Source organism: Stenotrophomonas sp. INTA L402-1 (genome assembly GCF_059295135.1).
Map to the genome: position 1 here is coordinate 30,854 of NZ_JCAFWP010000011.1, position 12,434 is coordinate 43,287.

Below are 12,434 nucleotides of genomic sequence, written 5' to 3' on the forward strand. Positions count from 1 at the left end.
CCGGCGTCAACCGAAGCCGCGCTCACGCGTTGTCGATGGTGACCCCGAGCGAGGAACCGTACCCTGTGCTGGTGAGCAGCCCCGCCCCCCCGAGCGCCGAGACCGATGCCCTGCCGGCGTCGCTGGAGGCGTTCCTGGCCAGTGTTGGCCCGCGCGCGTTCCGCTTCGCCGAGGCCGGCCTGCGCCAGCGCGAAGACGCCATGGACGCGGTGCAGGACGCGCTGCTGCGCATGCTGGACTACGCCGACAAGCCGGCTGCCGAATGGGCCCCGCTGTTCTGGAGCATCCTGCGCCGACGCGTGATCGACGTGCAGCGCCGGCGCCGCTTCCGACTGCCGTTCTGGCGCGACAACCAGGACGCGGAAGGCGGCGAGATCGACTGGGCCGACCCCGGCCCGGACCCGGCACAGGCGCACGAACAGCGCCAGCAGTACCAACAGCTGGTGGACGCGTTGCGCCGCCTGCCCGCCCGCCAGCGCGAGGCCTTCACCCTGCGCGTGCTGCAGGACCTGGACGGGGCCACCACCGCCCGCGCCATGGGCTGCAGCGAAGGCGCGGTAAAAACCCATCTGGCACGCGCCCGCCAGGCGCTGCAGGATTATCTGGAGACCCATCCGTGAACCGCTCCCTGCCTTCCGATGACACCCTGCGCAGCCTGCACGCGCAGTCGCTGCACGCGCTGTCGCCGGCAACGCTGGCCCGGCTGCGCCAGGCTCGCCACGGCGCCACGGCCGCCCATCGCGGGCGCTGGCGCTGGTGGCTGGCCAGTGCCTGTTCACTGGTGGTGGCACTGGGTATCGGCCTGCAGTTCACCGGCCACGGCACCCTGACGGGCCCTGCGCCGGCACCTGTGCTTGCCTCGGCGGAAGACAACAGCGCGCTCTACGACGAAAATCCCGATCTGTACCTGTGGCTGGGCGATACCGACCTGGCGATGGAGTGAATCATGTCCCGACTGCACACCCTGCCCCTGCTGATGACCCTGTTGCTGCTGCCGGCCTTCCCGGCACTGGCGCAGAGCGCCGCGCCCGCCCCTGCCGCACGCCCTGCGCCGGCCGCACCGCTGCCGGCGTGGGAACACCTGAGCGAAGCGCAGCGCGAATCCCTGCTGGCGCCGCTGCGCGACCGCTGGAACAGCGCCGATGCCGGCCAGCGCCAGCGCATGCTTTCGCATGGCCAGCGCTGGCAATCGATGAGCCCGGAGGAGCGCGACAAGGCCCGCCGTGGCCTGCGCCGCTTCGAGCACATGAACCCGGAACAGCGTGAGCAGGCCCGGGCCCTGTTCGGTCAGATGCGGAACATGCCGCCGGAACAGCGCGACGCCCTGCGCGAGCGCTGGTCGCAGATGACGCCGGAACAACGCAAGGACTGGGTGCGCGACAACCCGCCGCCGGCGAAGCCGCGGTAACGCCGGCATCCGCAGGGTGGGTGCGGACCCTGGTCCGCACGCTGGGCCGTTCCTCCACGCATGGCGTGGATCTACCGGGAAGGCAACCGGCGCTACCGGCTCACGCCTGCCAGCGTGTCTTCGCCAGCAACTCGTCGTCCCAGTCGAAACTGAGCTCCCCTTCGCGCACGAACAAGGCGACGAAGTTGAGCAGGTTGCGCGCGTACATCTCGCTGGCTTGGGTCGCGCCGCGGCTGGCCAGGCCAAGCGGGCCATCGATGGTCACGCCCTGATGTTCGATGCACTGCCCCGGCTGGGTCAGTGCGCAGTTGCCGCCGCTCTCTGCCGCCAGATCGACAATGACGCTGCCGGTGGCCATGCCTTCCACCATCGCGGCAGTCACGATCGTCGGCGCCGGTCGCCCCGGTACCGCTGCCGTGCAGATCACCACATCCACGCTGCGCAGGTGGTCGGCCAGCCGGCGCTGCTGCTCGGCGCGTTCCTCATCGGTCAACGCACGCGCATAGCCGCCTTCACCGGCTGCACTCACACCAAGATCAAGGAAGCGCGCGCCCAGCGACTGGATCTGCTCGCGGGTTTCCGGACGCACGTCGAAACCTTCCACCTGCGCGCCAAGGCGGCGCGCGGTGGCGATGGCCTGCAGGCCGGCCACGCCGGCACCGATTACCAGCACCTTGGCCGGACGCACGGTACCGGCGGCGGTGGTCAGCATCGGGAAGAAACGCGGCGCACGCTCGGCCGCGATCAGTGCCGCCTTGTAACCGGCCATGCCGGCCTGCGAGCTGAGTACATCCATCGCCTGCGCGCGGGTGGTGCGCGGCAGCTGCTGCAGTGGGAACAGGTGCAGGCGGTCGCCAGCGGCCAATGCCGCAAGCGCCGGATCACTGGCCGGAGTCAGCAGGCCGACCACGCTGGCAGCGGGCTTGAGCTGCTCCAGCACCGCCACCGGCGGTGCCTGCACGCACAGCAGGATATCGATCTCGGCCCAGCGACCTACATCGAACACACGTGCACCGGCGTCGTCATAGGCAGCATCGGTAAATCCCGCCGCCAGACCGGCGCCGGCCTCATACCAGACAGTGATGCCCAAGGCACCGAGCTTGCGCGCGGTTTCCGGCGTCAACGCCACGCGCCGTTCGCCCGGCGCGGTCTCCTTGATCCCCAGCAACGCCACGGCCATGCAGGTCCCCGCTGATCGGTGAGTTTTCCCGATCCTAGCAGGCGGCCACGGCTCAGTGCAGTGTTGCGCTGCCCGGGTCCAGCCGATCGATCACACCCTGCATCGCGCTGTCGAAGGCGCCATCGTCGACGTGGGCGCGCAGGCGGCCCAGCCGCACCATCACCGCCAGTTCTTCCGGCGAGGCCACGCAGAAGCGCACGCCGCGGCGGTTGACGAACAGCAGGCGCGAGGAAATCGGGCTGACCCAGGACAGCTTGCCGGCCTGCACCTTGCCGTCCTTGTCGACGAAGTCCAGCCAGTTGCCGATTTCCATGCGTCGGAAGCGGTCGGCGTCGGCGTTGTCGAAATCGTCGGCGTCGATCTGCCCGCCGAGCTCCACCGCTGGCGACTCAGCCACCGGCGGCGCCGGCAAGGCAACCTGCGGCAGCTCCGGCAGCGCGCGCTGCAGTTCCGGTCGCGATTCCGCAATGCCCTGCAGGGTGTCGTGCAGGGCGTCGATGGCACCGGTGGCGGCATCGCCGTGCACGCCGACACTGGCAAATACCTTGGCCAGCACCGGCTGCCAGGCCTGCAGCCACGGCTTGCCGACGATCTGGCGGCGGGCCTCGGCCACTTCCTCCAGCAGGCCGTCAGCCAGGCTCAGTGCCTCGGCCACCGACGCGCCCTCCTCGCCCTCGCGCAGCAGCGCCAGGGTCAGGTGGTGCTGCCATGGCTGGCGCAGGAACTCAGCGATGGCCGGCGGCAGGGTGGCATCGCCGATGCGGCGATCCAGTTCGGCACCCGCCCGGCTGCGGGCCATTTCCAGCTTCTCCTGGCCGCGCTGCGTTTCGGCGGCGCGGCGCTCGGCGATTTCCACGCGGCGGCGATGCTGCACCAGGAACTCGCGGAATTCTTCTTCCAGGGTCAGGAAGATCGCCAGGTTCTCGTTGAACTCGGCCACCAGGCGCTCGATGATTTCCTCGACCTTGGCCATCAGCATGCGCTCGGCCTGGCTTTCGCCGGTATTCCCCTCGCAGGCTTCGGCCAGCGAGTTGAGCAGCTTGCGGGCCGGGTGGGTCTTCTGCACGAACATGCGGCGGTCGAGCATCGCCACCTTGACGAAGGGCACCACCAGGCGGCCGATCAGCTCGCGCGAACGGCCCTCCAGCTCGCGTTCGTCCAGCATCACGTCGAACAGCATGCCGACCAGATCGATCGCATCTTCGTCCTGCGGGTCCAGCCGGGTCTGGCCAGGATCGACGCCGAGACGGGTGGCGCTGGACAGCACTTCACTCTTCAGCCGCTGCGCCAGTGATTCGCCGTCCTCGCCGATGGCCGCACGCAGGGTGGCGCTGGGCGTGGCCTGCAGCAGCGACAGCACCGACATCATCTCGCGCTGGCTCAACGGGCGGTGCTGGCCAACCGCGACCTGCGCGGCCGAGGTGGCGTCTTCGCGGACATGACGGGTCTGCTGCAGCAGCTCATGCAGGGCCTCCAGCAGCATTCCCTGCTGGCCGGCATACGCCTCGCCGTTGCCGGCATCCTCGCTCCCGAGGTGCTGCTGCATGTGGCCACGGCGCTCGGACCAGCGCGCAGCGAAGCGCTGTGCCCAGGCCGGCGCGGCCTGTTCATCATCGCTGAATTCGGATACGAAGCCCGCCGCGTGGCGCGGCTCGCCCAGATCGTCCGACCCGGGCGCCATGCGCGGGTCGGGCGCGGCCGACAATGGACGCCGCGGCGCCCCCATCTGCGACATCACGCCAGCGGCGGCCAGCTGCTCGTCCAGCTTCTCGTAGATGCGGCCCACCGGCGCGCGCAGGTCGCGCTCGCACAGCTTGATCAGCACCAGGTGCACTTCCGGCGCCAGTTCGCAGCCGGCAAAGGCCTCATGGATGGCCACGCCCAGATGTTCGGGGCTGACCGGGTCGTGATCGGCATCCAGCTCGGCGCCGCCGATCAGGCGGCCGAGGCGGCGGTCCAGCCGCGCCAGCACCGGCTTGAAGTCACGCAGCAGCACGGTGGCGAAATTGCGCACCGCCAGCCGCGATTCCAGTACATGTTCAGCCAGCAGGCTCAGGCCATCCTCGGCCGGCCCGGACAGGGTGGCTTCGGCCGACAACGGCTCGCCACTGGCCAGTGCATCCCAGGCCCGCTGCAGGTGGCCGGCGAAGGCGGCGGCGATGTCCTCACGGCGACGGCGCAGCTCGCGCATCGCATCCAGGAACAGCAGCTGCGACGAGCCAGCATTGCCGGCGCGGTCGAACAGTGCATCGTCGAAACGCGCCAGTGCGGCCCCGAACGCCTGGCACAGCGCCGGCAGGACCATGTCCCGGGCACGCTGAAGCTGGACCGGGTCACGGCCCGGCGATCCCATCGGTGTGGGCGCGCTCATCATTCGGGAAGGCTCCCCACCTTCTCTGGTACGACAGACAGCATGGACATCGCGACGGCCGGCACACCCCATGTGCCGGTACGTCGATGGTAGGCCGGCCAGCCCGTCACGGACAGTGAAACAGTCCTCACTTCAAACCTCATGACCGGCGGCCCGGCAAGATAGATATCGTAAGCCGTGCGAGGCCCACGAGGCGAGAGGAAGCGGTCGTCCCTTTCCCGCCAGTGGCATGATGTTCATCACAGTTTGATATTCAGGGGCGGGACGCGACACAGACGGCGTCATTGACCACCCCGACTATAATCAAACACCCGTGATGACCGGTTCAGACTCCATGCCCGATCCCGCTGCCCTGCTTGCCCTGGATGCCCGCCGCTCGGTGCCCTCGCGGCAACTGGGCGAGCCCGGACCGGATCCAGCCACCCTGCAGCGCATGCTGGCCTCGGCCGTGCGCGTGCCCGACCACGGCAAGCGCGTACCGTTCCGCTTCCTGAAGATCGCCGGCGATGCACGTCACACTCTGGGCGACTTCCTGGCCGAGCGCAGCCGCCAGCGCGACCCGCATGCCGGCGAGGCAGTATTCGAGAAGGACCGCCAGCGTTTCAGCCATGCGCCGCTGGTGATCGTGGTGGTGGCCAGCCCGCGGCCAGACCCGAAGGTGCCCGAGCAGGAACAGCTGATGACCGCCGGCTGCGTCTGCTTCGCCCTGCTGCAGGCCGCGCAGGCGCTGGGCTTCGGCGCGCAGTGGCTGACCGCCTGGATGGCCTTCGATCCGGCGGTACAGGCCCACCTGGGCCTGGTCGAAGGCGAACGCATCGCCGGCTTCATCCACATCGGTACACCCAAGGCCGATGTACCTGAGCGCGAGCGCCCCGATCCGGCGGCCCTGCTGCGCGACTGGACGCCACCGGCATGAGCCTGCCGGCACCACCGCCATCGCTGTATCTGGTCGACGCCAGCATCTACGTGTTCCGCGCCTGGCACTCGCTGCCGGACCAGTTCCAGGACGCGCAGGGCTGGCCGACCAACGCCGTGCACGGCTTCGCCCGCTTCCTGCTCGATCTGCTCGAACGCGAGCGCCCGCGGCACATCGCCATCGCCTTCGACGAAGCACTCGACAGCGGCTTCCGCCACCGGCTGTATCCGGCCTACAAGGCCAATCGGGACCCGGCGCCGGAAGCGCTCAAGCGCCAGTTCGTACACTGCAAGGCGCTGTGCGCGGCGTTGGGCCTTGCGGTGCTGGCCCACCACGAATACGAAGCCGATGACCTGATCGGCAGCGCCCTGCACGTGCACCGTGGCAGCCACCGCGGGGTGATCATCTCCGCCGACAAGGACCTGTCGCAGCTGCTGCTGGATCACGACGAGCAGTGGGACTACGCACGCAACCAGCGTTGGGACGTAGCCGGAGTGAAGGCGCGGCACGGCGTGCACGCGCACCAGATCGCCGATTACCTGGCACTGTGCGGCGATGCGGTGGACAACATTCCCGGTGTCAGTGGTGTCGGCAGCAAGTCCGCCGCCGTGCTGCTGGCCCACTTCGGCAGCATGGATGCGCTGTACGAACGCCTGGACGAAGTGCCGTTCCTGCGCCTGCGCGGCGCGGCACAGATGGCGGTGCGCCTGCGCGAACAGCGCGAGCACGCCCAGCTCTGGCGCCAGCTGACCACCATCGCGCTGGACGCGCCGCTGGAAGGCAGCCAACCCGGTCTGCTGCGCCAGGCGGCCGACCCGGAGCTGCTCGGTGGCCTGTGCCAGACCCTGCGCTTCGGCCCGATGACCCGCCGCCGGCTGTTCGATGCCGCCGGTGTGGCCGACCCCGTTCCCACTCCATCCTTTTCCAATTCCAGCGAGCCCGCATGAGCCAGCGCAACACCGAAGCCCCGCGTGTCGTCTATGAAGGCAAGTACCAGCGCATGCTGGTGCGCGGCACCTGGGAATACAGCGAACGTACCCACGCCGGTGGCCTGGCCGCAATCATCATCGCCGTCACCCCTGAGGACAAGGTGCTGTTCGTCGAGCAGTTCCGCGTGCCGCTGCAGGCACCCACCATCGAGATGCCGGCCGGCCTGGTCGGCGACATCCACGCCGGCGAATCGATTGAAGTCTCGGCCGTGCGCGAACTGGAAGAAGAAACCGGCTGGACCGCCGATCACGCCGAAGTGCTGATGATCGGCCCGACGTCGTCCGGCGCCAGCAGCGAGAAGATCGCCTTCGTACGCGCTACCGGCCTGCGCCGGATCGGCGAAGGTGGCGGTGATGACAGCGAGGACATCACCGTGCACGAGATTCCACGCAGTGAGGCCGCGGCCTGGCTGGTGCAGAAGATGGGCGAAGGCTACGAGCTGGATGCCAAGCTGTGGGCCGGCCTGTGGATGATCGAGCACCACCTGGACGGGCGCCCGCGTGGCTGACGCCGATCTGCATGCGCTGCCTGCGCTGCTCGGCGCCGATGATCCGGCAATCTACGCGATCCACCGGGCTCAAGGCGCGTCGCCGTACCTACTGCTGGCCGACCACGCCGGCCAGCAGGTGCCGCGCGCCCTCGCCGGCCTGGGCTTGCCACAGGCCGAACTGGATCGCCACATCGGCTGGGACATCGGCATTGCCGGCACCACCCGCGCACTGGCCGAACGGCTGGATGCCTGGGCGATCGAACAGACCTATTCGCGGCTGCTGATCGACTGCAACCGCCCGCTGGCCTCGCCCACGCTGATTCCGGAAGTGAGCGACCACACCGTGGTACCGGGCAATGCCGGTCTGTCAGTGGCACAGCGGCAACAGCGCATCGATGCGATCCACGCGCCGTACCACGCACGCATCGACGCCGAACTGGACGCACGCCGCGATGCCGGTCGCCCCACCCTGCTGGTGATGATGCACAGCTTCACCCCAGCGATGAACGGCGCGCAGCGGCCGTGGCATGCCGGCGTGCTGTACCACCAGGACACGCGCTTTGCGCATGCACTGCTGCAGGCACTGCGCGACGAAGGCGGCCTGGTGGTGGGCGACAACGAACCGTATTCGGTCAGCAGTACCAGCGACTACGCGGTGCCGGTGCATGGCGAGGGCCGCGGTCTGGTGCACGTGGAACTGGAGATCCGCCAGGACCTGATCGCCGATGCCGCCGGGCAGCAGGCATGGGCGGAGCGGCTGGCGCGGATCTTCAGCGCGCTGCAGCCGCAGTTGCTGGCCGCCGGGTGATTTACCCAGGCTTGGTAGTGCCGGCCGCTGGCCGGCAACTGCAATGATCCAACGAACCTGAGGTTGCCGGCCAGCGGCCGGCACTACCGCAATACGGGCGCATCCATCCACGGGAACGGCTTGAACCCGTGCACCTGCACGGTCGCACCGATCGCTTCGAAATCATCCTTGATCGCCTGCGCGCGGCGACGATCCAGCGCTTCACCCAGCACCAGCGGCAACGCACGGCAGCGCGCCAACGCCTCGCCCACCGGCATCTCCAGCAGGCGCGCCACGCGCTGCGCAGCAGCCTTCAGCTGGTCTGCCGGGCACGCCACCAGGCACAGATCGAACGAAGCGAAGATGCCTGCGCCCACCCCTGCCTCGCGCGCCTCCGCTTGTTCCTCAGCACCCGCTTCGCCCAGAGCCTCGTCGATACCCTCGACCTGCTGGAACGCGTCGTACTCGGCGTAGTACGCCAGTGCCTGCGCGTAGTCCTGCAGCGACGACAGCGGGCGTTGCCGCTTCTGCACATCCAGCACGTCGGCAAACGTGGCCGGCTCCAGATACGGGAACAGCCCCATCGCTGCCGAAGCGGCCGATCGCTCGCCGTCGTCATCCAGCGCTTCATCACTGGATGACGGCAACCACAACCGCGCAGCCAGCAGGTCCTCGTTGCTGGCCATCACCCAGCCGAAGGCGTTCCACACCTCATCGTCATCGTTGCAGGCAGCGAAGGCATGCAGGGTCTGTTGCAGGTCCAGCAGTTCGATCATGCGTCGGTGCTCAGGCCGGCAGTCGCTGCCGAGTCTACCGGCGCCGGGCGCAGGCCCAGCGCGATCACCACGCCGAGCGCGGCGAACAGCGCGGCGCCGTACTGTGCATTGACCATGCCCTGCAACGCATCAGGGCTGGTTGCCGCCTGCGTGCCGCGCGCGGCGTTGGCGACCATCACCAGTACCGCCAATCCCAAGGCGCCGCCGATCTGCTGGGCGGTGGCCGCCATGCCGGACGCGACGCCTTGCTGCGGACCCGGCACGCCCTGCCCGGCCACGATCCACATCGCCGTCCAGCTCATGCCCTGGCCGACGCTGAGCACCACGATGCCCGGCAACAGCGGCCAGTAGCTGGCGCCATGCGGCATCGCCAGCGCCACCGCGGCGATGCCGACGGCACCTGCGGCGAAGCCCCAGGCCAGCACCTGCCGTGGCGAACGGCGCCGCAGCATGCGTTCGGCAATGCGGATGCCGAAGGTGCACACCAATGTCGGCAGCAGGAAGGCCATACCGGCCTGCAGCGGGCTCCAGCCATAGCCATCCTGGAAGTAGAGCGCCAGGAAGTAGTACTGCACGCCATAGCTGCTCATGAAAGCGAAGGTCAGACCCAGCGCGGCGCGGAGGCCGGGCAGGCGCAACAGCGAAAACTGCATCAGCGGGTCACGGCTGCGCTTTTCGATCTGTACGAACACCGTCAACAGTACGGCTGAAAGCAGCAGGCAGATGAGCGTAGCCGGCGCCGTCCAGCCCCACTCCGGCCCTTGCACCAGGGTGGTGACCAACAGGCTGCCGCCGGCGGTGACAGTGAGGCAACCGGCCAGATCGAAGGAACGCCCCTGCACCCGTGGACCATCGGCCGGCAACCACACACCGGCCGCGACCGCGCAGGCGGTGGCCAGCGGCACGATCACCGCCAGCACCGCCGGCCAGCCGAATGCCTGGGTCAGCACGCCGCCGAGCAGCGTGCCCAACGCCAGGCCGGCCGCGCTGGCCATGCTCCAGATTGCCAGCGCGCGGTTTCGCACCGGACCTTCCGCATACAGCGTGTTGATCAGTGCCAGCGTGGCCGGGAACAGCAACGCCGCGCCGATGCCCTGTGCCGCACGCGCGATGATCAACAGCGTGGCATTCGGCGCCAGCGCACCGAGCAGCGAGGCCAGCGCGAACAGCAGCATGCCCAGCCGGTAGAAGCGGCGGCGGCCGATCAGGTCGGCGGCACGGCCACCCAGCAGCAGGCTGCCGCCAAAGGCCACGGTGTAGGCACTGACCACCCATTGCAGCTGCTGCGCGTTGATCTGCAGCGCGCTGCCCATGTCATGCAGGGCAACGAAGATGATGGTGGCATCCAGGGCGATGATCAGCTGGGCGGTGGCCAGCAGGGTCAGCGCCCAGCGCGGGTATTTGAGGGGAGGCATCGGCAGTCTGGCGCGGTGGGGGAGCGCAGTCTCATTGATGCGAGCCAATCAATAAACCCCTCCCCGACAATATCTGTCATGATTTTCGGCATGAATGGAGCCTCGATGGACCTCAATGCGGTGCGCATGCTGGTGCAGGTGGCCGAAGCCCGCAGTTTCACCGTGGCCGCCGGCCAACTGGGCCTGAGCCAGTCCGGCCTGTCGCGCGCGATCGGAAGGCTGGAAGCCACGCTGGGGGTGAAGCTGCTGCAGCGGAACACCCGCAATGTGGCGCTGACCCCGGATGGCCGCCAGTTCGTGGAACAGGTGGCACCACTGCTGACCGGCCTGGACGATGCCGAACGGCAACTGGCCGACCGCCCGTGCACGCCCTCGGGCACATTGAAGATCAGTGCGCCGTCGATGTTCGGGCGCAAGGTGCTGGTGCCGATGCTGGCGCCGTTGCTGCAGCAGCATCCGCAGCTGCAGGTGGAAGCGGTGCTCAGCGACCGTCTGGTCGATCTGGTCGAGGAAGGCTTCGATGCCGCGCTGCGCACCGGCGTCATCGCCGACCAGCGCATCGTCGCGCGGCCATTGCGACCGCTGCGCTGGGTGACGGTGGCCAGCCCCGCCTATCTGGCCCGTTGCGGCGCACCGGACGATGTGTCCGCGCTGCAGGATCATGCCTGCCTGGCGGTGCGCAACCTGCGCAGTGGCCGGCTGGTGGACTGGCAGTTCCTGCAGGACGGGCAACTGCGCGAGTTCACGCCGCCGACGCGGATGGTGTTCGACAGCGGCGATCCGCTGGTGGAAGCGGCCATCGCCGGTATCGGCATCGTGCAGGTGATGGATTTCGCCGTGGCCGATGCGTTGACCGATGGCCGCCTGCAGCGCGTGCTGCAGCCGTTTGAAGGCCGCAGCCGTGCACTGTCACTGATCTATCCGCCCTCGCGGCAATGCTCGCCAAAGCTGCAGGTACTGGCCGACGCGTTGCTGGCTGGGGAGTGGTAGCGCCGGCCGCTGGCCGGCGCCTCCAGGAATCCAACCGTCTCAGGTTTGCCGGCCAGCGGCCGGCACTACCGGGCTGTAGTAGATCCACGCCATGCGTGGATGAGGGCCGATAGCGCCGGGCATGGCCCCGCGCTACCGATCAGGCGAAGCTATCGGTGGCGCGCACCAGCGCGTCCACGTTTTCGGCTTCGAACGCCGAGTGCCCCGAAGCCGGCGTAATTTCCAGCTTCGCCTTCGGCCACACCTTGGTCAGGTCCCAGGCGTTGGCCAGCGGGCAGACCACGTCGTAGCGGCCGTGCACGATCACGCCGGGAATGTCAGCGATGCGGTGCGCGTCGCGCAGCAGCTGGTCTTCCACCTCGAAGAAGCCGCCGTTGACGAAGTAATGGTTCTCGATGCGGGCAAAGGCCAGCGCGAAGTGCGGGTCTTCGTGGCTGTTGATGAAGTCGTCGTCGACGTGCAGGAAGCTGGTCGCGCCTTCCCACACCGCCCAGGCTTTGGCCGCTTCCAGGCGGGTGGTTTCGTCTTCGCTGGTCAGGCGGCGGTGGAAGGCCGAGATCAGGTCATGACGCTCCACCGACGGAATCGGCTTGAGGTAGTGCTCCCATGCATCCGGGAACAAGCGGTTGGCGCCTTCCTGGTAGAACCATTCCAGTTCCCAGCGACGCAGCATGAAGATGCCGCGCAGGACCAGTTCGGTCACGCGCTGCGGGTGGGTTTCGGCATAGGCCAGTGCCAGGGTCGAACCCCAGCTGCCGCCGAACACCTGCCAGCGATCAACCTTGAGGTGCTCGCGCAGCTTCTCGATATCGGCGACGAGGTCCCAGGTGGTGTTGTCCACCAGGTCCGCGTGCGGGGTGGAACGGCCGGCACCGCGCTGGTCGAACAGGATGATGCGGTACTTGGACGGGTCGTGGAACTGGCGCATCTTGTCGCTGCAACCGCCGCCCGGGCCACCGTGCAGCATCACCACCGGCTTGCCATCCGGGTTGCCGCACTGTTCGAAGTACAGCGTGTGGCGGTCGTCGACCTTCAGGGTGCCGACGTCGTAGGGGGTGATGGCGGGGTACAGCGTACGCATGCTTGCAGCTCCAGGGTGATGCCCTGCCGG

At 68.5% G+C, this 12,434-nt stretch carries 13 protein-coding genes; 8 read left to right on the forward strand and 5 right to left on the reverse strand.

The genetic code is table 11. The features are described 5' to 3' along the window. The first annotated feature begins 35 nt into the window (after positions 1-35). The 3 genes from AC5O77_RS08575 to AC5O77_RS08585 are packed head-to-tail and all read left to right on the forward strand — an operon-like array spanning position 36 to position 1,408. A complete protein-coding gene (locus tag AC5O77_RS08575; protein WP_478057618.1) occupies positions 36-620 on the forward strand; it encodes an RNA polymerase sigma factor in 585 nt (194 codons plus the stop codon). Beyond that, entirely contained in the window at positions 617-943 is a 327-nt protein-coding gene (locus AC5O77_RS08580) for a hypothetical protein (protein WP_032130086.1), read from the forward strand. Before AC5O77_RS08575 ends, AC5O77_RS08580 begins: the two co-directional genes overlap by 4 nt. Positions 944-946: 3 nt before the next feature. Continuing rightward, on the forward strand, positions 947-1,408 hold the full coding sequence (locus tag AC5O77_RS08585; protein WP_049463518.1) for a DUF3106 domain-containing protein: 462 nt from the start codon (positions 947-949) through the stop codon (positions 1,406-1,408). Positions 1,409-1,508: 100 nt separating this feature from the next. On the opposite strand, the gene AC5O77_RS08590 is transcribed toward AC5O77_RS08585, so the two are convergent. Together AC5O77_RS08590 and pacR are read right to left on the reverse strand one after the other, a co-directional pair. Then, positions 1,509-2,588 carry an NAD(P) transhydrogenase subunit alpha gene (locus tag AC5O77_RS08590; RefSeq protein WP_049422877.1) on the reverse strand — a complete coding sequence of 360 codons (1,080 nt, stop codon included), beginning with the start codon at positions 2,586-2,588 and terminating at the stop codon, positions 1,509-1,511. Positions 2,589-2,640: 52 nt separating this feature from the next. Then, the gene (gene pacR, locus AC5O77_RS08595) at positions 2,641-4,962 is read right to left on the reverse strand and encodes a PacR family protein (protein WP_478057619.1); all 2,322 of its coding nucleotides are present in this window, start codon (positions 4,960-4,962) and stop codon (positions 2,641-2,643) included. Positions 4,963-5,293: 331 nt separating this feature from the next. On the opposite strand from pacR, the gene AC5O77_RS08600 reads away from it, so the two are divergent. From AC5O77_RS08600 to AC5O77_RS08615, 4 genes are read left to right on the forward strand one after another with little or no spacing between them, the layout of a single operon-like run. Beyond that, complete coding sequence (locus AC5O77_RS08600; RefSeq protein ID WP_049399990.1) at positions 5,294-5,875, forward strand: nitroreductase family protein; 582 nt, start codon at positions 5,294-5,296, stop codon at positions 5,873-5,875. Beyond that, a complete protein-coding gene (locus AC5O77_RS08605) occupies positions 5,872-6,822 on the forward strand; it encodes a 5'-3' exonuclease (protein ID WP_107432197.1) in 951 nt (316 codons plus the stop codon). Before AC5O77_RS08600 ends, AC5O77_RS08605 begins: the two co-directional genes overlap by 4 nt. Beyond that, positions 6,819-7,373: an NUDIX hydrolase gene (locus AC5O77_RS08610; protein ID WP_010481791.1), complete on the forward strand. Its 555-nt coding sequence runs from the start codon at positions 6,819-6,821 to the stop codon at positions 7,371-7,373. The genes AC5O77_RS08605 and AC5O77_RS08610 overlap by 4 nt, the downstream gene beginning before the upstream one ends. Then, a complete protein-coding gene (locus AC5O77_RS08615) occupies positions 7,366-8,163 on the forward strand; it encodes an N-formylglutamate amidohydrolase (RefSeq protein ID WP_478057620.1) in 798 nt (265 codons plus the stop codon). Before AC5O77_RS08610 ends, AC5O77_RS08615 begins: the two co-directional genes overlap by 8 nt. A gap of 83 nt (positions 8,164-8,246) precedes the next feature. Here AC5O77_RS08615 and AC5O77_RS08620 read toward each other — a convergent pair whose 3' ends face one another. After that, positions 8,247-8,918 (reverse strand): DUF7716 domain-containing protein, encoded by a 672-nt coding sequence (locus AC5O77_RS08620; RefSeq protein WP_478057621.1) that lies wholly within the window; start codon positions 8,916-8,918, stop codon positions 8,247-8,249. Next, entirely contained in the window at positions 8,915-10,333 is a 1,419-nt protein-coding gene (locus AC5O77_RS08625) for an MFS transporter (protein WP_478057622.1), read from the reverse strand. The genes AC5O77_RS08620 and AC5O77_RS08625 overlap by 4 nt, the downstream gene beginning before the upstream one ends. 105 nt (positions 10,334-10,438) lie before the next feature. Between AC5O77_RS08625 and AC5O77_RS08630 the strand changes: the two genes are divergently transcribed. Next, on the forward strand, positions 10,439-11,323 hold the full coding sequence (locus tag AC5O77_RS08630) for a LysR family transcriptional regulator (RefSeq protein ID WP_478057670.1): 885 nt from the start codon (positions 10,439-10,441) through the stop codon (positions 11,321-11,323). Positions 11,324-11,462: 139 nt separating this feature from the next. Here AC5O77_RS08630 and pip read toward each other — a convergent pair whose 3' ends face one another. Next, positions 11,463-12,404, reverse strand: a complete 942-nt coding sequence (gene pip / locus AC5O77_RS08635; protein ID WP_032130095.1) for a prolyl aminopeptidase — start codon at positions 12,402-12,404, stop codon at positions 11,463-11,465. Positions 12,405-12,434: the final 30 nt, after the last annotated feature.

Excerpts from the sequence above, each read along its gene's own strand:
- AC5O77_RS08575 (WP_478057618.1), top strand. The coding sequence starts at position 36 with ATGGTGACCCCGAGCGAGGAACCGTACCCTGTGCTGGTGAGCAGCCCC.
- AC5O77_RS08585 (WP_049463518.1), top strand. The coding sequence starts at position 947 with ATGTCCCGACTGCACACCCTGCCCCTGCTGATGACCCTGTTGCTGCTG.
- AC5O77_RS08590 (WP_049422877.1), bottom strand. The coding sequence starts at position 2,588 with ATGGCCGTGGCGTTGCTGGGGATCAAGGAGACCGCGCCGGGCGAACGG.
- pacR (WP_478057619.1), bottom strand. The coding sequence starts at position 4,962 with ATGATGAGCGCGCCCACACCGATGGGATCGCCGGGCCGTGACCCGGTC.
- AC5O77_RS08600 (WP_049399990.1), top strand. The coding sequence starts at position 5,294 with ATGCCCGATCCCGCTGCCCTGCTTGCCCTGGATGCCCGCCGCTCGGTG.
- AC5O77_RS08605 (WP_107432197.1), top strand. The coding sequence starts at position 5,872 with ATGAGCCTGCCGGCACCACCGCCATCGCTGTATCTGGTCGACGCCAGC.
- AC5O77_RS08610 (WP_010481791.1), top strand. The coding sequence starts at position 6,819 with ATGAGCCAGCGCAACACCGAAGCCCCGCGTGTCGTCTATGAAGGCAAG.
- AC5O77_RS08620 (WP_478057621.1), bottom strand. The coding sequence starts at position 8,918 with ATGATCGAACTGCTGGACCTGCAACAGACCCTGCATGCCTTCGCTGCC.
- AC5O77_RS08625 (WP_478057622.1), bottom strand. The coding sequence starts at position 10,333 with ATGCCTCCCCTCAAATACCCGCGCTGGGCGCTGACCCTGCTGGCCACC.
- AC5O77_RS08630 (WP_478057670.1), top strand. The coding sequence starts at position 10,439 with ATGGACCTCAATGCGGTGCGCATGCTGGTGCAGGTGGCCGAAGCCCGC.
- pip (WP_032130095.1), bottom strand. The coding sequence starts at position 12,404 with ATGCGTACGCTGTACCCCGCCATCACCCCCTACGACGTCGGCACCCTG.